The organism is Marinobacter sp. ELB17 (assembly GCF_000169375.1).
Classification (GTDB): domain Bacteria; phylum Pseudomonadota; class Gammaproteobacteria; order Pseudomonadales; family Oleiphilaceae; genus Marinobacter.
The window spans coordinates 160,046-183,342 of record NZ_AAXY01000007.1 but is presented as its reverse complement, the minus strand read 5'-3'; the positions used below and the strand labels follow the sequence as shown (position 1 = coordinate 183,342).

General features: G+C 53.7%; 20 protein-coding genes, 1 tRNA gene and 2 pseudogenes. 15 read left to right on the top strand and 8 right to left on the bottom strand.

Annotation, left to right across the window (positions count from 1 at the left end):
- The 8 genes and pseudogenes from MELB17_RS26485 to MELB17_RS11145 all read left to right on the top strand — a co-directional run.
- Positions 1-235 (top strand): LysR substrate-binding domain-containing protein (locus MELB17_RS26485; protein WP_413540285.1); only part of this gene is annotated, 235 nt, incomplete at its 5' end.
- Positions 236-300: 65 nt separating this feature from the next.
- A pseudogene (locus MELB17_RS23805) lies at positions 301-507 on the top strand (transposase); the annotation flags it as partial.
- A 527-nt stretch (positions 508-1,034) separates the two neighbouring features.
- Positions 1,035-3,221, top strand: coding sequence for a type I restriction-modification system subunit M (locus tag MELB17_RS11170; protein ID WP_007350348.1), 2,187 nt, complete (start codon positions 1,035-1,037; stop codon positions 3,219-3,221).
- The gene (locus tag MELB17_RS11165; RefSeq protein ID WP_007350347.1) at positions 3,218-4,507 is read left to right on the top strand and encodes a restriction endonuclease subunit S; all 1,290 of its coding nucleotides are present in this window, start codon (positions 3,218-3,220) and stop codon (positions 4,505-4,507) included. Before MELB17_RS11170 ends, MELB17_RS11165 begins: the two co-directional genes overlap by 4 nt.
- 79 nt (positions 4,508-4,586) lie before the next feature.
- The gene (locus tag MELB17_RS11160) at positions 4,587-5,744 is read left to right on the top strand and encodes a helix-turn-helix domain-containing protein (protein WP_007350346.1); all 1,158 of its coding nucleotides are present in this window, start codon (positions 4,587-4,589) and stop codon (positions 5,742-5,744) included.
- Positions 5,741-6,253, top strand: coding sequence for a DUF4411 family protein (locus MELB17_RS11155; RefSeq protein ID WP_007350345.1), 513 nt, complete (start codon positions 5,741-5,743; stop codon positions 6,251-6,253). The genes MELB17_RS11160 and MELB17_RS11155 overlap by 4 nt, the downstream gene beginning before the upstream one ends.
- Positions 6,253-9,330, top strand: a complete 3,078-nt coding sequence (locus tag MELB17_RS11150) for a type I restriction endonuclease subunit R (RefSeq protein ID WP_007350344.1) — start codon at positions 6,253-6,255, stop codon at positions 9,328-9,330. Before MELB17_RS11155 ends, MELB17_RS11150 begins: the two co-directional genes overlap by 1 nt.
- Before the next feature lie 173 nt (positions 9,331-9,503).
- Positions 9,504-9,737, top strand: coding sequence for a hypothetical protein (locus MELB17_RS11145; RefSeq protein ID WP_007350343.1), 234 nt, complete (start codon positions 9,504-9,506; stop codon positions 9,735-9,737).
- Positions 9,738-10,269: 532 nt separating this feature from the next.
- On the opposite strand, the gene MELB17_RS11140 is transcribed toward MELB17_RS11145, so the two are convergent.
- From MELB17_RS11140 to MELB17_RS11105, 8 genes and pseudogenes are all read right to left on the bottom strand, one after another.
- Positions 10,270-10,608, bottom strand: coding sequence for a type II toxin-antitoxin system RnlB family antitoxin (locus MELB17_RS11140; protein WP_007350342.1), 339 nt, complete (start codon positions 10,606-10,608; stop codon positions 10,270-10,272).
- Positions 10,609-10,612: 4 nt separating this feature from the next.
- Positions 10,613-11,689 (bottom strand): type II toxin-antitoxin system RnlA family toxin, encoded by a 1,077-nt coding sequence (locus tag MELB17_RS11135; protein ID WP_007350341.1) that lies wholly within the window; start codon positions 11,687-11,689, stop codon positions 10,613-10,615.
- 276 nt (positions 11,690-11,965) lie between these two features.
- Positions 11,966-12,042: transfer RNA gene (locus tag MELB17_RS11130), tRNA-Arg, on the bottom strand.
- A 134-nt stretch (positions 12,043-12,176) separates the two neighbouring features.
- The gene (locus tag MELB17_RS24360) at positions 12,177-12,485 is read right to left on the bottom strand and encodes a YaeQ family protein (protein ID WP_007350340.1); all 309 of its coding nucleotides are present in this window, start codon (positions 12,483-12,485) and stop codon (positions 12,177-12,179) included.
- A 4-nt stretch (positions 12,486-12,489) separates the two neighbouring features.
- Positions 12,490-13,500 carry a tyrosine-type recombinase/integrase gene (locus tag MELB17_RS11120; RefSeq protein ID WP_007348452.1) on the bottom strand — a complete coding sequence of 337 codons (1,011 nt, stop codon included), beginning with the start codon at positions 13,498-13,500 and terminating at the stop codon, positions 12,490-12,492.
- The gene (locus MELB17_RS11115) at positions 13,497-14,462 is read right to left on the bottom strand and encodes a tyrosine-type recombinase/integrase (protein ID WP_227498758.1); all 966 of its coding nucleotides are present in this window, start codon (positions 14,460-14,462) and stop codon (positions 13,497-13,499) included. The genes MELB17_RS11120 and MELB17_RS11115 overlap by 4 nt, the downstream gene beginning before the upstream one ends.
- Positions 14,441-15,694: a site-specific integrase gene (locus MELB17_RS11110; protein WP_007348454.1), complete on the bottom strand. Its 1,254-nt coding sequence runs from the start codon at positions 15,692-15,694 to the stop codon at positions 14,441-14,443. The genes MELB17_RS11115 and MELB17_RS11110 overlap by 22 nt, the downstream gene beginning before the upstream one ends.
- A 179-nt stretch (positions 15,695-15,873) precedes the next feature.
- Positions 15,874-16,185 (bottom strand): annotated as a pseudogene (locus MELB17_RS11105) (YaeQ family protein); the annotation flags it as partial.
- A 102-nt stretch (positions 16,186-16,287) separates the two neighbouring features.
- Between MELB17_RS11105 and MELB17_RS11100 the strand changes: the two are divergent.
- The 7 genes from MELB17_RS11100 to MELB17_RS11070 all read left to right on the top strand — a co-directional run bounded on the left by MELB17_RS11100 (position 16,288) and on the right by MELB17_RS11070 (position 23,226).
- The gene (locus MELB17_RS11100) at positions 16,288-16,656 is read left to right on the top strand and encodes a CidA/LrgA family protein (protein ID WP_007350338.1); all 369 of its coding nucleotides are present in this window, start codon (positions 16,288-16,290) and stop codon (positions 16,654-16,656) included.
- Positions 16,649-17,380 (top strand): LrgB family protein, encoded by a 732-nt coding sequence (locus tag MELB17_RS11095; protein ID WP_007350337.1) that lies wholly within the window; start codon positions 16,649-16,651, stop codon positions 17,378-17,380. The genes MELB17_RS11100 and MELB17_RS11095 overlap by 8 nt, the downstream gene beginning before the upstream one ends.
- Positions 17,381-17,558: 178 nt before the next feature.
- A complete protein-coding gene (locus MELB17_RS11090) occupies positions 17,559-19,121 on the top strand; it encodes an ABC transporter substrate-binding protein (protein ID WP_007350336.1) in 1,563 nt (520 codons plus the stop codon).
- A 113-nt stretch (positions 19,122-19,234) separates the two neighbouring features.
- Positions 19,235-20,284 carry an ABC transporter permease gene (locus tag MELB17_RS11085; protein ID WP_007350335.1) on the top strand — a complete coding sequence of 350 codons (1,050 nt, stop codon included), beginning with the start codon at positions 19,235-19,237 and terminating at the stop codon, positions 20,282-20,284.
- Positions 20,281-21,213, top strand: a complete 933-nt coding sequence (locus tag MELB17_RS11080) for an ABC transporter permease (protein ID WP_007350334.1) — start codon at positions 20,281-20,283, stop codon at positions 21,211-21,213. Before MELB17_RS11085 ends, MELB17_RS11080 begins: the two co-directional genes overlap by 4 nt.
- Positions 21,214-21,217: 4 nt before the next feature.
- Positions 21,218-22,216, top strand: a complete 999-nt coding sequence (locus tag MELB17_RS11075; RefSeq protein WP_007350333.1) for an ABC transporter ATP-binding protein — start codon at positions 21,218-21,220, stop codon at positions 22,214-22,216.
- Entirely contained in the window at positions 22,213-23,226 is a 1,014-nt protein-coding gene (locus MELB17_RS11070; RefSeq protein WP_007350332.1) for an ABC transporter ATP-binding protein, read from the top strand. The genes MELB17_RS11075 and MELB17_RS11070 overlap by 4 nt, the downstream gene beginning before the upstream one ends.
- Positions 23,227-23,297 lie beyond the last annotated feature (71 nt).

Genomic DNA, 23,297 nt, shown 5'->3' with positions numbered 1-23,297 from the left:
CAGCAGTAATGGTCTAACCTTATTTGAGCTATGCACAGCAGGAGTCGGCGTCATGCGGCTGGCTGAGCATCTGGCACTCCCAGCCATTCGAGACGGTAAACTGTTGCCGCTCCTGGCGGACTACCAAGTCCGCGATGACACGTCGATTAGTGCGGTCTTCCTACCAGAGCGTGAACTTCTGCCCCGGATCCGAAGTTTTGTCGATTACCTAGGGTCTGTTGACAATTGCTCGTAAGTCTTTGAAAGGTAAGAGCAAGCTCGTATAATGAAGTTCCACAACAACAACCATACGAGCCCGCAATGCCCAGATACATGCTCACAGAGGAGCGGTGGTCCAAGCTAAAAGAAATATTGCTTCAATTCAGTCTGTATAACAAGGCAGGCCTGCGCAGGACAGTCGAAGGTATTCTGTTCAGAATGCGTACTGGCATACCATGGAGAGATCTGCCAGAGCATTTCGGCAAGTGGAATTCCATCTACAAGGCGTTCAATCACTGGTCGAAAAAATCCACCGCAGAAGCCAGATCAGACACAACGGCAACAGCCAAAGCAAAGGCAAACACGGGGCAGCGCCGGCCAGCTGCAAGTGAAGTCGAATGCACAACTTAAACCCAGTCAATTAATGTCTTGACTCAGGGGTCCACCACAGCCTTCGAAAAAGAACCCAGGCCAAAACGGCTTTGAGGAGCCGGTTTAGAAGATTTTGCGAAGCTTTCAGACCCAACGCTATTTGCGAATGCATATACATGTCTCTAAATCATCATTCTCAGCGCTAAAAAACCAATGAGAGGAGGTGAAAAATTGACTCTGAAAGCTTTGGGAAAACTTCGTACGCGATACGCGGCCCGCGCTCTATTGCGCTAGAACTAAAGTTGTTGAAAAAAAGACGACTGCCTGCCAACTTACCCCTTGATAAGTTAAGGTCATCTTTCATCAAGATGGTACGGCCTTCTCAACGATGTCCAATCGGTATCCCTAAAGCCCACTCCTGGAAAGCGGTAATTTACCACTTTATTAACAAGGATTTAACCAGAATGAATTTGCAGCTACACGATCAATTAAAAGGTTACATTTGGGATATCGCCAACCGACTTCGCGGTCCTTACCGGCCGCCGCAATATCGTTTAGTGATGCTGCCAATCATAGTGCTACGCCGTCTCGATTGTGTGCTGGAGCCCACCAAAGACAAGGTATTAAAGGAATACGAGAAGTTGTCTGCGCAAGGGATGCCAGAAAACGCGATGGAGCGTATATTAGGGAAGGCGGCGGACCCAAGCCGGACGCATCCTTTATACAATACGAGCCCCTTTACTTTTCAGCGCTTGCTTGGAGATCCGGAGAACATTGCCCCCAATTTGGTGGCTTACATCAACGGCTTCTCGTCAACCGCTCGCGCCATTTTCGAGCGTTTCAAGTTCATTGACCAGATCGAAAAGCTTGATGTCAGCAACCGTTTGTTCACCATCATAAAAGCCATGGCGGAGGTGGACCTGCACCCGGATCGTATCGACAACCTGCAAATGGGCTACCTCTTCGAACACCTGGTAATGCGCTTCAATGAGCAGGCCAACGAAGAGGCTGGGGACCACTTCACCCCGCGTGAAGTGATCCGACTGATGGCCAACCTGGTCTACACCGGCGAGAAGGATGTCTATACGCCGGGCATCTATCGCACCATTTACGATCCGACCTGTGGCACCGGCGGCATGCTGTCGGAGTCCGAGAAATTTATCCTCGACCAGAACGCCCAAGCGAACCTTGCCCTGTTTGGGCAGGAGTATAACGACGAATCCTGGGCCATTTGCTGTTCCGACATGCTTATTAAGGACGAAGATACTAGCAGCATCGTTCTCGGCGATACCCTGGGCGACGGCAAGACCCGCGACGGTTTCGAGGGTAAGCAGTTCCATTATCTGCTCGCCAATCCGCCCTTTGGCGTGGAATGGAAAGAGCAAAAACACGTTGTCGAGAAGGAACACAAGGAGATGGGCTTTGCCGGTCGCTTCGGTGCCGGGCTACCCGCCATCAACGACGGTTCGCTGATGTTCCTTCAGCACATGATGTCCAAAATGCACCCTTACAAGGACGGGGATGAGGACTCTGCCGGCTCTAAGATCGCCATTGTATTCAACGGCTCACCGCTGTTTTCCGGCGATGCCGGTTCCGGCCCATCGAATATTCGCCGCTGGATTATCGAAAACGATTGGCTCGACGCCATTGTCGCCCTGCCCGATCAGCTCTTTTACAACACTGGCATCTTTACCTATGTCTGGCTTGTAACCAACCGCAAGGCCACGGAGCGGCGCGGCAAGGTCCAGCTGATCGACGGCACACGCTTTTCCCAGCGCATGAAGAAAAGCCTCAACAACAAGCGCAACGAGATCACCGAAGAGCAGATACACGACCTGACCCGCCTGTATGGCAATTATCAGGATGGCGAGGTGGCGGACGTGATTATGAACCATAAGACCGGCGAGCGGGAAACCCGCGTGGTCTCCCATATCTTTGAAAACCGCGAATTCGGCTTTCTCAAGGTCACGGTAGAGCGTCCCTTGCGCATGAACTTTATGGCCACGCCTGAGCGCATAGCCCGGCTGGACGATCAGGCCGCCTTTGCCAGCCTCGCCACCTCCAAAAAGCGCAAGCACGAAGCTGTCGCCGCGCAAGAGATTGAAGAAGGTCGCCAAATTCAGGCGTCCATTCGCACCCTTCTCTCAACGCTGGCCAGCAACGGCCAGTCCAAAGATCGGGCTGCCTTTGATTCCCATATGAACGTCGCTGCCCAAAAAACTGGGCTGAAGCTCCCGGCACCCATCAAGAAGGCCATCTTCAATGCTCTGGGCGAGCGCGACCCCAATGCGGAGATCTGCCTAGACGGCAAAGGCCAGCCAGAGCCCGACAGCGAATTGCGCGATACAGAAAATATTTCACTGCCCGCAGGCACCCAGCTGCCATTACCAATGCAATTTGGCTCGGACAAGCCCAATGACGAGTTGATGGAAACCTTCAGGGCGGACATTGACGCCTACATGGCACGCGAGGTGCTGCCCCATGTGCCTGATGCCTGGGTGGATTACAGCAAGACCAAGGTTGGTTACGAGATCCCCATAAATAGGCATTTCTATGTCTACAAGCCGCCCCGGCCGCTGGACAAGATCGAAACGGAGATCACCACGCTGGAAGGGGAAATTGCCGAGTTGTTGAAGGGACTCGTGGTATGAATCTTCTTGAAGCGGTTCCCAGCCATTGGATCAAAGCTAGTGTTGGAAATTATTGCGACGTTCAGCTTGGAAAAATGCTTCAAAGTGACCCGGCATCTCAAAATGACGAGTCAAAGCGATACCTTCGTGCCATTAACATCACCAAGCATGGCTTAGACCTTAGCCATGATTTTAGTATGTGGATTAAGCCACAAGAAATGGAGAAATTCCGGCTTCAGCGGGGGGATATATTGGTTAGTGAGGGGGGTGACGCGGGGCGAACTGCTGTTTTTGATTGCGATGAAGAATTTTACTTTCAAAACGCCATTAATAGGATCCGGCCGGCCGGTAATTCGACGATACTGCCAGAGTTCATCTATTACTGGTTCACTTTTCTTAAGGTTGCAGGTTACGTAGAGATGGTCTGCAATGTTGCCACAATTGCCCATTTCACCGCAGAAAAAGTGAAAGCTGCACCGTTAGCTCTCCCACCCCTTAAAACCCAGCACAGCATCGCGCAGTTTCTGGATGAAAAGACTGCGCGCATCGACGGGCTGATTGAAAAAAAATGCGCTCTGCTGGACAGGCTGGCCGAAAAGCGCCAGGCCCTGATAACCCGCGCCATAACCAAGGGCCTCGACCCCAACGCCATCATGAAGCCGTCCGGAACTGAATGGCTGGGGCATATTCCGGCAAACTGGGAAGTTAAGAAGCTTCGCCGAGTCCGGCGATATATGACCAGTGGTTCTCGAGATTGGGCTGCGTATTACGCTGATGAGGGAGACCGGTTTCTACGAATGACCAATGTTACCGGCGAGGGTATCGAACTTGATCTTTCTGAGACCCGATATGTCAATTTAGATGGTGCTACAGAGGGAACACGGACCTCAGTTCGTGAGGGAGATATTCTGATCACCATAACTGCTGAACTTGGGGCAGTAGCAGTCATCCGAAAGGAAATAGAAGGCGCATATATTAACCAGCATCTTGCTCTTTTTAGACCAAGCCCGGAGTTATGTGAATCCGGTTTTCTGGTAAATTTTCTCTCAACAGATATGGCTCGCGCGCAATTCATGTTGAGTGGTCAAGGCGGCACGAAGCAGGGACTCGGTTTTGAACAGGTAAATAATGTAATTATTGGTTTTCCTCCACTTAGAGAACAGGAGTTGATAGGTAATTTCTGTTCTGAGATACGGCGGCAGTCCGAATCAGTCGAACAACCCTTAAAATTATCGATTGATAAATTAATAGAATACCGCTCAGCCGTAATCACCGCCGCGGTCACCGGCCAACTGGAGATTGCCTGATGCCCAGCCATGACTTCGCCATTTCAGCCGCCCTGATCTGCAAGCACTGGGCAGCTATAATGAGCCCAGAGGTGCTCTCATGAAAGGTGTAGCAGTCAATCCAGAGCTGATGCGGTGGGCGCGGCTGCGGGCCCATCTGGCCATTGAAGACCTTGCAGACAAATTCCCTAAGCTGGCGGACTGGGAGCGCGGCGAGGTATTGCCCACCTTCAAGCAACTGGAAGGCTTCGCCAAGGCTACGCATGTACCCTTTGGCTATTTGTTTTTGCCCGAACCTCCGCATATTCCCATGCCGATTTCTGACTTTCGCACAGTGGGTAATCAGTATGTGGGCTCGGTCAGTCCAGAGTTGCTGGATACCATTTACGCCATGCAGCGTCGTCAGGCCTGGTTGCGTGAAACCCGAATGGAATGCGAGGCAGAACGCCTCGCATTTGTCGGTAGCGCCCGGCTGACTGATGATCCGGCTGCCATTGGTCGCGAAATGCGCCGTTCATTAGGTCTGAGCAACGGATGGGCCGCGAACGTGCGTAGCTGGCAGGAGGCCGTTGGAGCGCTGCGAGTGGCTACTGAACAAATAGGTGTACTTGCGGTGATTAACGGTGTGGTGGGCAATAACACGCACCGGCGGCTGAATGTAGAGGAATTTCGAGGGTTTGCTCTATGTGATGACTATGCCCCGCTAACCTTCGTGAATGGTGCTGACGCTAAGTCGGCGCAGATGTTCACGCTGGCCCATGAGTTAGCCCACCTCTGGCTGGGCGCTCAAGGGTCTGGGCTGTCCGGCTTTCCTGGCATTTTTCCCGATGGCGATGAGATAGAGACGTTCTGCGATAAGGCAGCAGCAGAGTTTCTCGTACCGGCGGCAGAATTACGAGAATGCTGGCCCGAAGTGAAACGCGACGCTACGCCTTTCGAGACGCTGGCGCGTCGATTCAAGGTCAGTCCTATTGTGATTGGGCGCCGAACGATGGATTTGCGCTTGGTAGATCGGCAAAGCTTTTTTGATTTTTACGAGGATTACACCCGGCAAGAGCGTCGTCAAAAACAAGCAGCCAGCGGCGGAAATTTTTACAATAACCAGAATGCACGTGTCGGCAGACTGTTTGCCGTTCAGGTTATTCGTGCGGCCAAGGAAGGCCGCATTGGCTTCAAGCAAGCTTATGAACTAACTGGGCTGAATGGCGGGGCCTTTCAGGAGTATGCTCAACGACTGGGAATGGGGTTGCCACGATGAGCTATCTCATTGACTCGGATGTTCTAATAACCGCCAAAAACAGTTATTACGCTTTCGACCTATGCCCCGGATTCTGGGATAGCTTGCTGACCCAGCATCACGCTGGACAAGTTCATAGCCTGGATCGCAACAGGCAGGAGTTGCTTCAAGGGCGAGATGACGATGAACTGGTGAAATGGGTTAACGACTCAGTGCCGGCCAACTTTTTTCTGAGCTGTAATAGTACCGACGTGGTCGCCGCTTACACCGAGGTTATGCTTTGGGTGCAGCGTAATTCCCAGTATTTTGACTCTGCCAAAGCAAAGTTTGCTACCGGTGCCGATGGATGGCTAGTGGCTTACGCAATGGTAAATGGCTCAACCATCGTGACGCTAGAGGAGTCTCGGCCAGAGTCACGCAACCAGGTTAAATTACCAGATGTGTGTCTTCAGTTTGGTGTGGTTTACCAGGATGTCTTTGCCATGCTCAGAGCATTGCAGGTGCAATACAACCACAAGGAAGCAAACTGATGCCCGGCCACACCGAACTTGATTTTGAGATCGCCATTGAAGCCAGCCTGACCGACGCGGGCGGTTATGAAAAACGTGCAGCGGCTGCTTATAACGAGTCGCTAGCGCTGTTTCCCGAAGACGTGACCGGTTTTCTGCAAGACAGTCAGGCGGCAAAGTGGGGGCAGTTGCAAGCATTGCTGGGTGACAAGACCCGCGCCACGGTGCTCGACAACCTCGCCAAGGAGTTGGATATCAAGGGCACGCTGCATGTGCTGCGCTATGGCTTCAAGTGCTATGGCAAGACCTTTCGCCTGGCCCACTTTCGCCCCAATTCCGGCATGAACCCAGAGGCGGCGGCGGCCTATGCCAAGAATCGCCTGACCATGACGCGACAGGTGGCCTTTACTTCGGTGATGAAGAAGGCGGACGGCCCAAAAACAAACAAAAACCGCCGCTGCATTATCGATGTCACCCTGAGCCTGAACGGCTTGCCGGTGGCCACTGTTGAATTGAAAAACCCACTCACCGGCCAGCGGGCAGCGAACGCAGTTAAACAGTACATGCAGGACCGCGATGAACGGGATCTGCTGTTTGCCTTCAAAAAACGTGCGCTGGTGCATTTTGCCGTGGACCCAGACGAGGTGTGGATGACCACGCGTCTGAAGGGCAAGGAAACGGTTTTTCTGCCTTTCAACCGCGGACATGATTATGGCGCAGGCAACCCGCCAGTGGAGAATAACTGGAAGACCCACTACCTCTGGGATGAGGTGCTGGAAAAAAACAGTCTGATGGATATCCTACAACGCTTCATGCACTTGGAGGTGAAGGAGCGCCAGGTCAAGACCGATAAGGGCGTGCGCACCGTCCGCAAGGAGACAATGATCTTTCCGCGCTATCACCAGCTCGACGCGGTACGCAAGCTGGTCGCCCATGCGCAGGCTCAAGGCTCCGGGCATAATTATCTGGTGCAGCATTCGGCCGGGTCGGGCAAGTCAAACTCCATTGCTTGGTTGGCGCACCGCCTGGCCAGCCTGCACGATGCCGAGGATCAAAAAGTGTTTCACTCGGTGGTGGTGGTAACTGACAGGCGCGTGCTCGACCAGCAATTGCAGAACACCATCTACCAGTTTGAACACAAGACCGGTGTGGTGGAGAAGATCGACGAGAATACCCAGCAGCTTGCCCAGGCGCTATCCGGTGGTACGCCCATTATCATCACCACCTTGCAGAAGTTCCCCTTCATCTCAAGAGCGCTTTCGACGCTGGAAAAAAAGGGTGAAGGCGTAAAAATCAGTACGGCGGGCAAGCGCTTTGCCGTGATTGTTGATGAGGCGCACTCCTCGCAAAGTGGCGAGACGTCTTCAGAGTTGCGGGGAATGCTGAATAAGGATGGTATCGAGGCGGCGATTGCCGCCCAGTTGTCCGATGAAGAGGACGACGCGTTATCTGAGCAGGCCAAGGCCGCTATTTTGCGTGATTCCCTGAAGCGGGCACGGCAGCCGAACCTGAGTTTCTTTGCGTTTACTGCCACGCCCAAATTCAAGACAAAGGCACTTTTCGATGAACCTGGTCCTTCCGGATCTGCACCGTTCCATGAGTACTCAATGCGCCAAGCCATTGGGGAAGGCTTCATAATGGATGTCTTGCAGAATTACACTACCTACAAGCGGTTTTTTGGTCTTATCAAGCAGGTAGAAAACGACCCGGAAGTGCCACGAAAAAAAGCTGCAAAGGCGCTCGCGCGCTACATGGATCTTCACCCCGTCAATATCGACCAGGTGGTATCCGTTATCATTGAGCACTTCAAACTATATGTGATGCATGAACTGGGTGGCCTAGCTAAGGCTATGGTGGTTACTGGCTCTCGCCTCGCTGCGGTGAAATATAAGCTTGCCTTCGACCGCTATATCAAAGAGAACGGCTACACTGGCATTCGTTCCTTGGTTGCATTTTCCGGCACAGTAGAAGACCCAGACACTCCGGATTCGTCCTATACCGAAGTGGCAATGAACGATGGGCTCTCCGAGAGTGAGCTGCCAGAAACATTCGAACGGGACGATTACCGGGTGCTACTGGTGGCAGAAAAATACCAGACCGGTTTCGATCAGCCGCTGCTGCAGACCATGTATGTTGTTAAGCGCCTGGCCGGTGTTCAGGCTGTACAGACATTATCGCGCCTTAATCGAAGGGCACCAGGCAAAGCGAGGACCTTTGTGCTCGATTTCGCTAATGACGAAGACGACATCTACCAAGCCTTCAAACCCTACTACGAAGCGACAACAATTGGAGAGAATGCTGAGCCCCACCAACTTTCGCAGCTGCAGCACAAACTATTTCAGTGGGTGATATTTACTCCCGACGACGTCAATGCATTCGCTGGGGTTTGGTACCGAAGCAAACGCGACCATTCGGGTTCCGACCACAAGATTATGAACGCTGTACTCGATGCTGTAGTTGGACAATTTTGTGCACAGGAAGAGGAGGAACGTGAAGAGTTTCGCGGTCAATTGACGGCTTTCCGCAACCTTTACGCATTTTTGTCCCAAATTATTCCTTATCAAGACAGTGAGTTTGAAAAACTCTATTCCTTCATCCGCAATCTAATCGCCAAACTACCCCCACCTGGGAATGGCCAAGGCTTCGCTCTCGATAACGAAGTTGCTCTGCGCTATTTCCGGTTGCAGCAAATGACAGAGGGCTCAATCGATCTGGGTGAAGGTGAGGCCTACCCGTTAAAAGGGCCGACGGATGTAGGCACGAGCGGCGTTCGAGAAGAGCCAGTTTCCCTATCCTCGCTGGTCGAAAAGCTAAATGACCGTTTCGGTACCGACTTTACCGTTGCAGACCAGTTGTTCTTCGACCAGATACGCTCCAGTGCAGAAAACGATGAAAAAATTATTGAAGCTGCCAAAGCCAACAACCTGCCTAATTTCTCCGCCTATCTCGATCGCATGCTTGATGAGCTGTTTATCAATCGCATGGAAGGTAATGAAGAAATCTTTTCCCGCGTGATGACAGATAAGCAGTTTAGGACGGCGGCCCATGAACACATTGCCGAGGAAATATTTAAGCGCGTGCGATCACCCAATGAATAACTGAAACTCCGGTGGCGCGCCTAAATGCATTTTGCTTTTCCGAGCGCGCCACCATCACTATTAACCTTCACCCAAACGCATCCACTTGCATCGTGCCAGTTCATTCTCAATAGCCTGACGCACAAATTCAGCTCGGTTCCGATGTCCGTGGTAACGTCCGGCGTGCATTAGGCTTGATAACCCACACTGCTTTGAACGACTGGTTCACGCACGCCATGCTTCACCACCAGCGCCTGAATGTCACCCTGCACAGCCGCGATGGCGGCACCTATCGGCCAAGAGAGTGGTTCGATGTCGAGCTCGACACCGCTCGGCAGGTAGTTACCAGAATTGTCGATAGAAGCATTGCCAGGTGCCGGATGGATAACACTATTGGGCGGCTGGTTTTGAAGAAAGGCGGTGAGTGACTGGGGCTTGAGCTGGTTTAAGGCCTAAATTATTGCGCTTGGGCCGGCTTCATCCCTGGTTACCAAAATATGGTTAACAGAGGGGTTACCAGGGAAATCAAGGTTTTTCACTCCATAGGTTCTGGCAAAGATACACGGAGGTATCCATGGGATCCTGTATGTCTATACGCCAGTTAGTGCTTGCCGTCCGGTCGGCGATACGAAGGTAATATTTACGTTTAGGCAGTATTTTCCGCACGCGAATGAAAGTTGATGAGGTGCGTATTCACCTTCTGATTCGCTTTAATAGAGGTAACAAAACTGTTGTCCATGAATGTCGACCTTTTTCATTCGGGCTTAGTCGCCGACGCGGTGTAAGCGGCCGGCCACTCTGCCGCCTCCGGCGCAGGGCAATACAGATGGTGCGCGCCCTATCGGAAAATATGGAGGCCGATGCTGGTAAAAAAATTATACAAAGCCCAGTGACTGGCTAAGATAAGTTTGCTGTGATCCAGATCGTAGTAATTGGGCAGGTGAAAATTATTGTGATTGGTTAGTGGATGAATTTCTCAACTTCAGTCGTCGATAAAACGCTACCGAGAAGAAAAGTTTCGTCGGTTCTGACGAGAGTGTCTTGCTCGCTTCTAATGTTCTGATTTACATGTGATTCTATTGCGAACGACGATTTCTCAAATGTCTGGCCAGTAAAACGAATGGACGCAAAGCGATTGTCTGCAAAACCGTTCACGGCTAACAAATCAAACAGCACGCTGCCCTTAAAGCCAATAGCTTCAAGTTCGTTAGCCAGCCTTTTTAACTGGCGCAATGGATGAAATTCTGCTGTAGCTGTAACGACAGCGATCCCACCTACGATACGGATTTTTTTAATCATAATTTCACATTCTAGCAGTATATAGGCTATCTATCGCCTCGTAGGCGTCTTTAGAAAGGCTAATTGCCTTATCTAGCGTATCGATCATCCTGCTGCCATCTGCAAACTCTTCCATGTGGAACAGAGTGTGCCGGTGCTTCTTATAAAAACTGTAGCCCCTATTGAATGCATCTTCCATGTGGGTATGCGCGACTTGCGCGCTGTATTCTGCTTTCAAGGAGCACACGCCTCCGCGGTTGTCGAAGAAGTTGCCAAATCCATACTCTGCGTCCTCTACCGACATGTTGTAACCGCTCATTAATTCTTTCAGCACTCCTTCTAAGGCGCGCAAGTCAGGGTAGAGAAGTAAACAATAGTCAGGAAGCTGCGGTGACGCCAGCTTTATGCAGCAGCTAGAGGTCAGTAGTTTCTTCACGCTGTCCGGCAAGTGGTCGTAGCTGCGTGTGAATACCGTCTTCAGGTAATCCTCGGCCATCTCCTTCCGGACTATTTCAGCGCTATTGTCATCTTTTCGGTACAGGACTTGTGTTAGTCCTTTAAGATCTAAAAGGTCGATCAGCATAAAAACAACGCGGCGGTAGCAGGACAGGGGCTTACCTTGAATCTGCAGGACTCTGGTACTTCGATGATGCGTCAAAGTTAGTTTATCCTGGTGCACAATGCTTTTTAGAGTCACTTGTTTGCACTTGACCTCGTCCCTTAAGACGACAACTTCAATATCATCTAACTCAGCAATACAGCCTAGAATAGGATCGAAAGATCCTGTGCTGATCCCTTTGAGAGAATAATTTACGCTCTCAAATTCAGCTGGATCAATAGTGCTCTTCAGGTAAGCGGCAAGCTTCTCGCCGAGAGGCTGATTCTTACCCAGCTTCCACTGGATAGTCGTTGTGCCTGTATTGTTGAGATGTAAGTCAACCATGGCAAACTCAGCGCCTGGCTTGCCAAACGCTACACGACGTTTGCCGCGGTCTAGTGTTTGAATTTTATCATCTAAAACGCACCCATATGAGCCCAGGAAGCTCCCAATATTTTCGTCTAAAACTTCGCGATTTAGATTGAGATCTCTGTAGTCGGACATTGTTCCACTCCCTGTGCCTTGGTGTTGCAGCTCTTGGTTTAAAGGCACTTAAGCATAATATAAGAGGGTTGTCGCCCCAAAAACCTTGTGGCTGGGGGCGGTGTTACCATTTCTTAAAGTCGGTGTGTGCCAGCACAGAGTTTTTAGACCCACAATGAAGCTGTCACCTAATGCTTCAGATTCCTCCGAGTGTCACCTATATGTCACCTAGAGTTAGTCGTAACGAAAAACCGCCACCCGGCATGATCCGTAAGTGACGGTTTTTGTTACATAATATGGTGCGCCCGACAGGATTCGAACCTGTGACCACTGCCTTCGGAGGGCAGTACTCTATCCAGCTGAGCTACGGGCGCTTATGAGCTTAACGGCTGTGCGCTAATTTCGAGTGCGCAATGTTACGTTTGCCGCGGGCCACTGTCCAGCCTTTGCTGGGCAGTGGCGCTTAATTTGCTAGCTTGTTTCTATACAAGAGGCCAACTCAGCTTAGTTAAGCGAACGGCTCGGGCGTTAGAGCCACAAGCCCGTGCTCATTACTGAAGGTCACTTCGCCGTCCTGAATGGTTACCTGAAGGCTCATGGCGCGCTGTGCCAGGCCTGCCAGTTGTTCGGTGGCTTCCGGGTCCAGATTCACGCAAGTCAGGTTGTTAAAGCGTGCCAGTTTTGCTTTATTTTTGTCCCACCATATGGGCACGCCGCGGCCGCCGTAGGTGTATATTATCTGCACCCGATAATTATGCAAGGTTCGTCGGAACACAAGCGGTATTTTCAGGGGCGGAGCGCGAGCGGAGGTTTGCATAATTTCAGAGACTTTCCAGGAACTGGAGGAGTGCGTCCGTCGGGCGGTAGCGCTTGTGCTGGGTCGCAGGTGGGGTGATGGCGGCAAGGGCCCGCTCCTTCATGCCCATGTCCGCTTCGACATAGCCGTGAGTGGTGACGGGGCTTTCGTGACCGAGCCACAACGCGATCACGGTCAGATCGACGCCCGCCTGCAACAGGTGCATGGCCGTCGTATGGCGCCAGGTATGCGGCGAGATCCTGCGGCCTGCTAACTGTGGACACATCTTTGTCGCGGTGCTGACGGCCAGGTTCAGTCGTTCGGCCACATTGGTGCGCGTCATTGGCAATCCGCTGCGGTTTGGAATGAGGGGTTGCTCGACATGCAAGTCGGCGTATTTTAGCCACTGCCGGATTTCCTTCGCCGTTTCCTTCCATAGAGGCACGGTTCGTTGTTTGCGGCCCTTGCCATGTAGGCGCACAGAGGCGGTTGCCGCCAACGTGATATCGGCCACCCGGATGCCGATCAGTTCGGAAACCCGAGCGCCGGTGTTGTAAAGCACCGTGAGCATGGCGGTGTCGCGGCGCCCGCACCAGGTCGTTATACCCGGGGCTGCAAGCAGCGCGCGAACCTCGTCGCGAGACAGGAACTCAAGCATGGGTCGTTCGAAGCGTTTCATAGGTATCGCGAGAATCTGTTGTGCAAGATGCAGAGCTGGCGGCGCTTGTGAGGCGACGTAGTGGGCAAAGGCACGAACCGCCGCCAATCTTGCATTGCGCGTGCGAATGGTGTTGTGCCGTTCGGTCTCGAGATGCGTGAGGAAATTCAGCACCAAGGCCGCATCGACATCGCACAGTGCCAGCATGGCAGGTGGCTTGCCCGTTGCGCGTCCCACATAGTTCAGCAAGAGCTTGAAGGTATCGCGATAGGCAGCGACTGTTCGGGGGCTGACGTTCTGTTGCTGGATCAAGCGCTCGGCGAAGAAGCGCTGGAGCAACGCGCCGAATTCGGTGGGAGCGGTGAGCAAGGGGTTCATGACGCCTCTCCTTGCGTATAGAGGTGAAAGCGTTCGGCGGCGATCGCCATCAGTTCGGGAATGCCGGTGACATACCAGTAGGTGTCGCTCACCTTGGCGTGCCCGACGTAGGTTGATAGCGCCAGAATGGCACGATCAATATCTACGCCCTCTTCATAGAGGCGCAGCATGCTTCTCACGATGAAGGTGTGCCGGATGTCATGCAGGCGGTGACGCTGATAGTCACCGCGCGTTTGCCAGTCCAGTTGCTGACACAGCCTCTGTAAGGCATACAGCATGCTGGGCTGATTTACGCCGCTGCCATCATCACGCAGGAAGAACTTGTCACAACAAGGCCGTGGCACGAGCCTATCTCGCTGTCGTGCATAGGCGCGCAACGAGTCGGTAACGCTCGGATGCAGCGGTACGAGACGCTGCTGATGGAACTTCGCTTCGCGGATATGCAAAACGCCACTGTCCATGTCGACGTCAGCCGCGGTTAGTGTCAGTGCTTCGGCGATGCGTAGCCCGGTCGCGGCGAGCAAGCCAAAAACACAGTGGCAAGTTGCTGGACGCAATCCCTCGGTGGGCGCCAAGCCATGCGTGGCTTCAAGCAGTGTGCACAGTTCGGCTTCTGTGTAGATGTGTGGGATGAGACGCCGGTGGGCCGAACCAAAGAGACTTCGCGGTGGAACCTCCGTCGCCGGATCCTCGCGCTGGCAAAAGCGGGCGAAACCGCGAAGAATCCCGATGCGGCGCGCCCAGGTAAACGACGCCTTAAGCTGCGAAGTCTGTGCCCATGCGACAGCGAGCGGCACCGTCAGATGCCCTTCAGGAGAGACCTCATCCGCGAAACGGGCAAATGACTGAAGCTGCGTTGCGTCGATGGTTAGCTCGAATCCGTTACGACGACGATACGCCAGGTACGCTTCGACCCGCGCCATCCAAGACAACCGGGCGCTCATGACGGGCTCCCGGGCCACGGCAGTGCCATCGCGCGCAATTGCTCCACGTCAACGCGGGCGTAGCTGTAGGCAGTGTCAAGACTCTTGTGACGCAATACGTCGGCGATCTCTTTGACTGAGACCCCAGCGCGCTGTAGCTGCGTTGCCATCGTTCGCCGCAGCACGTGTGTGTTGCAGAACTGATCGCGCAAACCGCAACGAACAAAGGCGCGGTTCATTGAATTGCGAATGGCCGGAACGCTCAGTGGCGTGTCGAGCGGTGCCCGGTGCCGGACGAATAGTCTGCGGCTCGTCGTCTGCGGGCGTCCCTGTCGCAGATACTGCGCTACCGCCTCTCCCGTGGACGCAGGCAGGGGAAGCTGTTGAATGCGTTTACTTTTGGTACCGCTGATGGTCAGTATTGCCCTGCGCCAGTCGATCGACTCCAGCGTGAGGTAGGTTACTTCGTGACCGCGTAAACCCAGATCAAGCAGGCAGCGCGCGATGGCATAGTCACGCAGGCCAACGGGGTCCGTGCGATCGAAGGCATCCAGAAAGGCCGTTAGTTCGGCGTCCGACAATACCTTGGGCAACGTGGCCCGGCGCCAGTCTGCGATTCGTGGAAGCGCTGCCGCTAGCCCGTCGGTCTCGTCACCGCGCACGGCACGGTAACGAAAGTAGCTACGCAGACTGTTGCACACGATACGCAGCGATGCCGGCCGTAGGCGCGACGTCAGCGTCGAAAAGTAAGCATCTATGTCGGTCGCCGACAGCGACAAGACGCTCACGGTATCAGTAACGCCTACGTCGTAGAGGAACGCCCCAACGTGTTGAGCTCGGCTGTCACGGGTGGCTGATGATAGCCCGCAAGTATCCGTTAAGTACTCGGCGAACCGAGTGAGCTCGATCGTCACTGGATCCTTCGCCATCGTTGGCGATGGCTGTGAACGCATCAGTATTTTGAGCAGATGCCGAAGCGCCGCTCCGGAGCAGCCTACAGAATCGTAGCAGGGTACGGGACAGGTGCACGCCGGGAGGTGTTCGCGCACGAACCGTTTAATAAGGGATGAATCGACGTGCGTCAACTCGAGCTCTTCAGCTTTAAGCCAGAAACCAAAATGGGCAAGGCAGCCCAAATAGATTCTGATGGTGCGATCAGCGTAGCGCTGGCCTCGCAGCGCCTTAATGTAGGATGAAACGACGCTCTCGAGCGGACTATCAATCAGCCAGTTGTAGCGAACAAGGTTTGTGAGGGTTTTATCGGCGGGCATGGTGTGTGCTCCTGCGGTTAGGGACGAGCCCACAGGAAACACTGTTTTTATGCAAAGCTCGATAGCTACAACACAGCTAAAAGCTTCGTCGCCACTGGCCTTTGCCGGAATAGCCCAACAAACCTTGCATAATTATAGGGTGAGGATAATTGTAGTTATGCGAAGCTTTGCATAACCGAAAGAATCACCTGTTTTGAGCGGTTGCAGGCTTTGCGCAGGCGGCTTTCATCGGGCAGGCCCAGTTCAATCCAAAGTTCAATTTCGTTGCTCAGGCTTTTTTGCCACAGTTCCGGCTCGTCGTCTGTGCTCAGGCCTTTTGTGAACTCCAGTTGGTCACTGGCGTTCAGCGCAAACGCCAGCAGCCGCACCATCATGCGTTCGTCGTTTTCTGACGGGTGGCGGGCCAGGGTCAGCTGGTGGTCGGCGTAATAATGGCGATCCATATCGGCAATATTCAGCGTGGCTTTGAAAATGGTAGCTTTGAGCGCCATGGGGTTCCTATGGTAATCGCGGGCTATTTGCGCCCTTTCGGTGCGTGGGGGACAATGCGCGCGACGAGTGTAATTCATTTTAGGGATAGCCGGGCGCCACCTATGTCGATATTACGGGGTTTTCTGATTCTGGTGCTGTTTTTCCTGCTAGGGGAATCACTGCGGCTGGTGTTTCTGGTGCCGATTAGCGGCGGTATTCTGGGGTTGATGTTACTTACCCTGTATTTGATGGTAACTGGCGGCGTGGGTAATGCTGTGGCCGGTGCCAGCCAGGCTCTGATTTCGGTGCTTATTTTGCTGATTATGCCGGGCCTGACAGAGATATTTTTCATCTCCGGCAAGTTCACCGGGCAGTGGCTGGCGGTGAGTGTGTCTTTGCTGGTGGGCACCTTTTTGAGTGTGGTCACCACCTTGGTTCTATTAAATGTGCTGGCGCGCAAACTGCCCTCTGGATCAAGCAACCATGAATAGTCCGTTGACGGTTTGGGAGCGTTTACTGACGCTGTCTCACGTGCTGGCAGACACGCCGATGCTTGTCATCGCGATGACTATATTGGCGTTTTTTGCGGCGAACAGTGTGTACATCGCTATTGGCCGCCCGGTGTGGCTGCCACCGGTTGTGCCCGCAGCCACCATTCTGGCCGGCATGATTGCGCTACTAGGCTTAGATCCAGACAGTTATCGTGAAGGTGCGAACTGGCTAATGCTACTGTTGGGCCCGGCTACAGTGGCGCTGGGCGTGCCGCTGTATCAAAACATTCATCATATTCGTGCCATGCTCTGGCCTATCGTTCTCACCTTGCCCATAGCCGCCTCGTTGGCGGTTGGGTATACGCTGGTCATTGCCTGGGCGCTGGGTGCGTCGCCAACGGTTATGGCGTCGCTGGCACCAAAATCGGTTACGGCAGCCATCGCTTTGGGTATTGGTGACATCATTGGCAGTTCGGTGCCGATGCTGATGGCGGCTCTGTTGATTACGGGCGTGTTTACCACTTTGTGTGTTGAGGTAGCCACCCGCCTGCTGAACATTACGGATGAGCGGGTGATCGGTTTTGCCCTCGGCTTGAATGGCCACGCCATTGGCACCGTGCGGGCGTTTGAAATCAGCAGTACCGCAGGGGCTTTTTCTTCATTGGGCATGAGCCTGACCGGGCTGTTTACCGCGCTGCTGCTGCCGGTTCTTTTTAACCTTTGACAGGTTCTTCACTTTAGCCCGGGTGTCTATTCAAACGCCTATATGCATCTTGCGTATAGGGGTATGTCGCAATTTCAATTGCCGTTTTGCTGTGGGTTGACTAGGTTACTACTAGGTATCTGGCGTCCTTGGGCGCCGATTCGTCCGTACAATTCTTAAAACAGCAACGGAAAACGCGATGAGAAAGCTACTAACCGCATTTGTTGGCTCTATGGCTTTGGCCGCAGCGCCCTTGGCGCTGTCTGCTGAAGCGACTAAAGAACTGAAAATGGCCTACGACGCCGATCCCGTCACCCTGGACATCCACGAGCAGTTGTCTGGCGGCATGCTTCAGCTGTCCCACATGACCTTTGACCCGCTGATCCGCTGGAACAAAGACCTGGGTTTTGACGCTCGTCTGGCAGAAAGCTGGGAACGTGTGGATGACAAAACCATGCGTTTCAATCTGCGCGAAGGCGTTAAGTTTCATTCCGGTAATGAACTGACCACCAAAGACGTAAAGTTTACTTACGAACGTTTGAAGCAAAGCTCTGATTTTAAAGCGATCTTCGCGCCTTTCACCGGCATCAATGTGATTGATGACTACACCTTTGAACTGGTTACCGCCGAGCCTTACCCGCTGTTGCTGAATACCGCTACTTACATTTTTCCGATGGACAGCGAGTTCTACTCGGGTGAAACTGAAGACGGCCAAAGCAAGGCGGCCATTACCAAGCACGGTAGTTCGTTCGCCTCTGGCAACTTGTCCGGTACTGGTCCCTACATTGTTACATCGCGCCAGCAAGGCGTGCGCACGGAATTTGAGCGCTTCGCCGATTACTGGGATGAAGCATCGCCCGGCAACGTGAAGAAAATCGTGCTGACCCCCATCAAGGAAAACAACACCCGCGTATCGGCGTTGCTGTCGGGCGGTGTGGATTTTATTGCTCCGGTACCGCCAACCGATCTGGACCGCATTAAACGCGATAAAGACACGGATCTGGTGACCATGAGCGGCACCCGCATCATCTTGTTCCACTTGAACCAAGATCGTGTTGAGGCCTTCAAGAACCCCAAAGTGCGCCAGGCGGTGGCTTACGCCATTAACCAGGAAGGCATTGCGGCAAAAATCATGAAAGGCTTTGCAACCCCTGCGGCGCAGATGTCACCGGCCGGCTATTCTGGCCATAACGAATCTTTGAAACCTCGTTATGATGTGGAAAAAGCGCAACAACTGATGAAGGAAGCCGGCTACGAAGATGGCTTTACCATTACCATGATGTCGCCTAACAACCGCTACGTGAATGACGACAAGATTGCCCAGGCGGCTGCGGCCATGCTGGCGCGCATTAACATCACGGTTGATCTGAAAACCCTGCCCAAGGCTCAGTACTGGCCTGAATTTGATGCTCGTTCAGGTGACATGATGCTGATTGGCTGGCACGCCGATACCGAAGACTCTGCGAACTTCTTCGAGTTCCTGACCTTCTGCCCGAACGCCGACACCGGCGCTGGCCAGTACAACGCGGGTTATTACTGCAACCCGGAAGTAGACGCGCTGGTAGCAAAAGCCAATGTGGAAACCGATCGTGAAAAACGCGCTGCCATGCTGCAAGACGCAGAAAAGCAACTGTATGACGACGCTGCGTTCATTCCCCTGCACTGGCAGGATCTGGCTTGGGCTTCAAAGAAGAACGTAAAACTTGAACCCATATTGAACGTGATGAACTTCCCGTACCTGGGAGACCTAGTGGTCGAGTAATCGCCTCTAATCACACTTGATCAACCCGTAAAACCCGGTCGGTTGCGGGCACCCACTCTCTCCAGGGCGCCTGTAACCGGCTTTTTTATTGACGCCTAATCCGGACATTTTTCATGCTAGCGTTTTTGGTTCAACGGATTTCTCAGGCATTTCTGGTCATGTTCGTGATAAGCATGATCGCGTTTGCCATTCAGGACGGCCTGGGTGACCCGCTGCAGGAACTGGTGGGCATGTCGGTGTCGCTGGAAGAGCGCGATGCCATACGTGAAGACATGGGTTTGAATGACCCAATTTACGTGCAGTATGCGCGCTTTGCCGGTAATGCTTTGCAGGGAGATCTGGGCATTTCGTACTTCTATGGCAAGCCTACGTTACAGGTTATTGCTGAACACCTTCCGGCCACCCTGGAATTGGTGATTGGTGCCAGCCTGATTATTTTGGTGTTTTCGGTGCCTATTGGTGTGTACGCAGCCATTCGACCGCAAGCATTTTTGTCAAAATTTTTTATGAGCATCAGCACTGTGGGTATTTCAATTCCGGTGTTCTTGACCGCCATTGTGCTGATTCAGCTGTTTTCGATTGGGGTCACGATCGAACTGTTTCCAACGGAGACCGGTTGGGGTACTTGGCTGAATGGTGCACTGTCTACCGATGGCGGTTTGCCGTCTTACGGCCGCGGCGACGAGCTTACCCATTTGTTCGGTACCTGGACTTCAGGATTTTTTTCCTGGGACGGCCTTTGGCACCTGGTGCTGCCCTGTGTGTCTTTGGCGTCTATCATGTTGCCGCTGTTTATCCGGCTGATTCGTGCGGAAATGATGGAAGTGCTGCAAAGCGACTATATTCGTTACGCCCGCGCCAAGGGCCTGTCCTCCGGCCGCATTAACTTTCTGCACGCCTTGAAAAACACCATGCTGCCGGTGATTACGGTCGGCGGTGTGCAACTCGGCATCATGGTCGCTTACACCATTCTTACCGAAACCGTATTCCAGTGGCCGGGCATGGGCCTGATGTTTCTGGAAGCCATTACCCGCAGCGACATTCCGCTGATTGTGGCCTACCTGATGGTGGTGGGGCTGGTTTTTGTGATTACCAACACGATTGTGGATCTGATCTACGGCCTGGTGAACCCCACTGTAAAACTGACAGGTAAAAAAGCATGATGACCGCGACTGTCTCCCGTTGGGCTCGCGTCCGCGACTCTTTCCTCTGGTACAGCTTTAAACGTGACAAAGTAGCCATTGCCAGCTTCATCGTATTGTTGGCGATGGTTCTGTCGGCAATTTTCGCACCGTTGTTAGCACCGACTGATCCTTACGATCTGGCGCTGATCGACATCATGAACTCAGAGTTGCCGCCGGTTGGCATGAGCGGCGCCGACGGGGCCTTCCCGTTGGGCACCGACGCCCAGGGCCGGGATATGCTGTCGACCATTCTGTACGGCACCCGGGTGTCGCTGATGATTGGTTTTGGTGCGGTCATTCTGCAAGCCGCTCTGGGTATTATGTTCGGCCTGCTGGCGGGCTACCTGGGTGGCCGGGTAGACGCTATTCTGATGCGCATCGCCGACGTGCAGCTGTCGTTTTCTACCTTGATGGTGGCGATTATTGTGGGCGCGGTGTTCAAGGCCAGCTTTGGCAGCCTGATGTTTGGTGAAATCGCCATTTATATGCTGATTTTTATCATCGGCGTGGCCGAGTGGCCGCAAATTGCCCGCACCGTGCGAGCCTCGGTGCTGGCAGAGAAGAAAAAGGAATATGTAGACGCGGCCAAGGTGATGGGTTTTCGCACCAACCGTATTATGTTCCGTCACATTCTGCCCAACACTCTTTCGCCGATTTTCGTGATCGGTACGGTGCAAATTGCCAACGCCATTATTTCCGAAGCGGCGCTGTCTTTTCTTGGCCTGGGTATGCCTGAAACCCAGCCTTCACTGGGTTCGCTGATCAAATCCGGCTTCGATTACATTCAGAGCGGTTCTTGGTGGATCACCCTGCTGCCCGGCCTGGTGCTGGTGGTGCTGGTGCTGGTGATCAACCTGCTGGGCGACTGGCTGCGCGATGTAATGAACCCACGGCTGTACAAGGGATAATTCGATGGCATTGCTGGAAGTAAAAAATCTGGATGTTCGCTTTGCCGTGCGCGGTGGCGATTTGACAGCCCTGCGGGGCATCAGTTTTTCGCTGGACAAAGGCGAACGGCTGGGCCTGGTGGGCGAATCCGGCGCGGGTAAATCCGTGGCGGCATTTTCCATTCTCAATCTGATAGCGCAGCCGGGCTACATTGCCGGCGGGCAGATTCTGTTTGAAGGCAAAGACCTGGCGGCCATGAGCGAGCGTGAACTGCGGAAAATCCGCGGCAATCGCATCGCCATGATTTTTCAGGACCCGATGATGACCCTGAACCCGGTGCTGACCATTGGCACCCAGATGGTGGAAGCCATCAAAGCTCACCGCCGGATCAGCACCAAAGACGCGCGGGCCATTGCGGTGGATAAACTGCGTAAGGTGCAGATTCCGTCCCCCGAGAAGCGCCTGGACCAATATCCCCATGAACTGTCTGGCGGTATGCGCCAGCGGGTGATTATTGCCATCGCCTTGCTGCTAGACCCTGAAATTATTATTGCCGACGAACCCACTACCGCTCTGGATGTGACCATTCAAGCGGAAATTATGGCTCTGCTGCTGGATTTGTGCGAACAGGAAAACGTCGCGCTGATGCTGATTACCCATGATTTGGGCGTGGTGTCCCAGGTGTCCCAGCGCATGCTGGTGATGTACTCCGGTCGTATCATCGAGCAGGGGCCTACCCGGGAAATCATCAACGATGCCCAGCACCCTTACACCCAGGGGCTGATAAACGCACTGCCGCAAATGGGCGAGCCTGGTGCGCGGCTGTTCCAGATTCCCGGCGCCATGCCGTCGTTGAAGAATGTCCCCAGCGGGTGCCCGTTCAACCCGCGCTGCTCATTCGCGACCGATGAGTGCCGCAGGACCATGCCCGAGTATGTGCGGGCCGGTAATGTGGATGTGGCCTGCTATGAGGTGGAACGTTTGATTGCACAAGAACAGCAAGCCCGGGAGGTGACCCCATGAGCGCCTCGCCGTTGGTTGATATTCGCGGTCTGGAAAAGAAATTTGATCTGTCTGGTAGCCTGCTGGAGCAGGTCAGCTTCAAAAACGGACGCTTTCAGCGTAAACAGGAAGCGGTACACGCCATCAACGGCGTGAATCTGCAGGTGTTCAAAGGCGAAGCCTTGTGCGTCGTAGGCGAGTCTGGCTGCGGCAAGTCTACGGTTGCTCGCACTATTATGGGCTTGCTGTCGCCCACCGCTGGTGAAGTGCACTATGAAGGCAAGCGCATCGACACGCTGGAAGGCAAAGCGCTGCTGCCGTACCGCCGCAAAATGCAGATGATTTTCCAGAACCCTTACGCCTCGCTGAACCCGCGGATGACCATTCAGCAAACTCTGGAAGAACCCATTCACTTCCACCACCCCGAGTGGAGCAAAGCCGACGTGCTTAATAAAGTACAGGAGGTAATGCAATCGGTGGGTATTGATCCGGATTGGGGCAGCCGCTTTGGCCACGAGTTCTCCGGCGGCCAGCGCCAGCGTATTGCCATAGCTCGCGCCTTGGCGGTAGACCCGGAGTTTATTGTGGCGGACGAACCCATTTCGGCACTGGATGTGTCTATTCAGGCGCAAGTGCTGAATCTGATGATGGACGCCCAGGAATCGCGCAATCTGACCTATCTGTTCATCACCCACGATTTGGCGGTGGTGGAGCACTTTGGCACCCGTGTGGCGGTGATGTATCTGGGCCGGGTGTGTGAGTTGGCGCCCACCAAAGCGTTGTTTGCCTCCCCGCGGCACCCGTACACCCAGGCATTGCTGTCCGCAATACCGCGGCTGGAAGACGGCCGGCCCAATTACATTCGCCTGCAGGGCGAAGTGCCTACGCCGGTCAATTTGCCGTCGGGCTGCGTATTCCATGGCCGTTGTCCCTACGCTAATGATCGCTGCCGCCAGGAAATCCCGGAATTGTTTGCCACAGATGACGGTGGCCAAGTGGCCTGCCACGGGGTCGAAGAAGGCCGTTTGTGAAAACCCAGTAGCCGATGCGTTATCATGGCGTCTTTGATGTAAAGCCAAGGGTCCGCGAAGCCGTGGGGGGG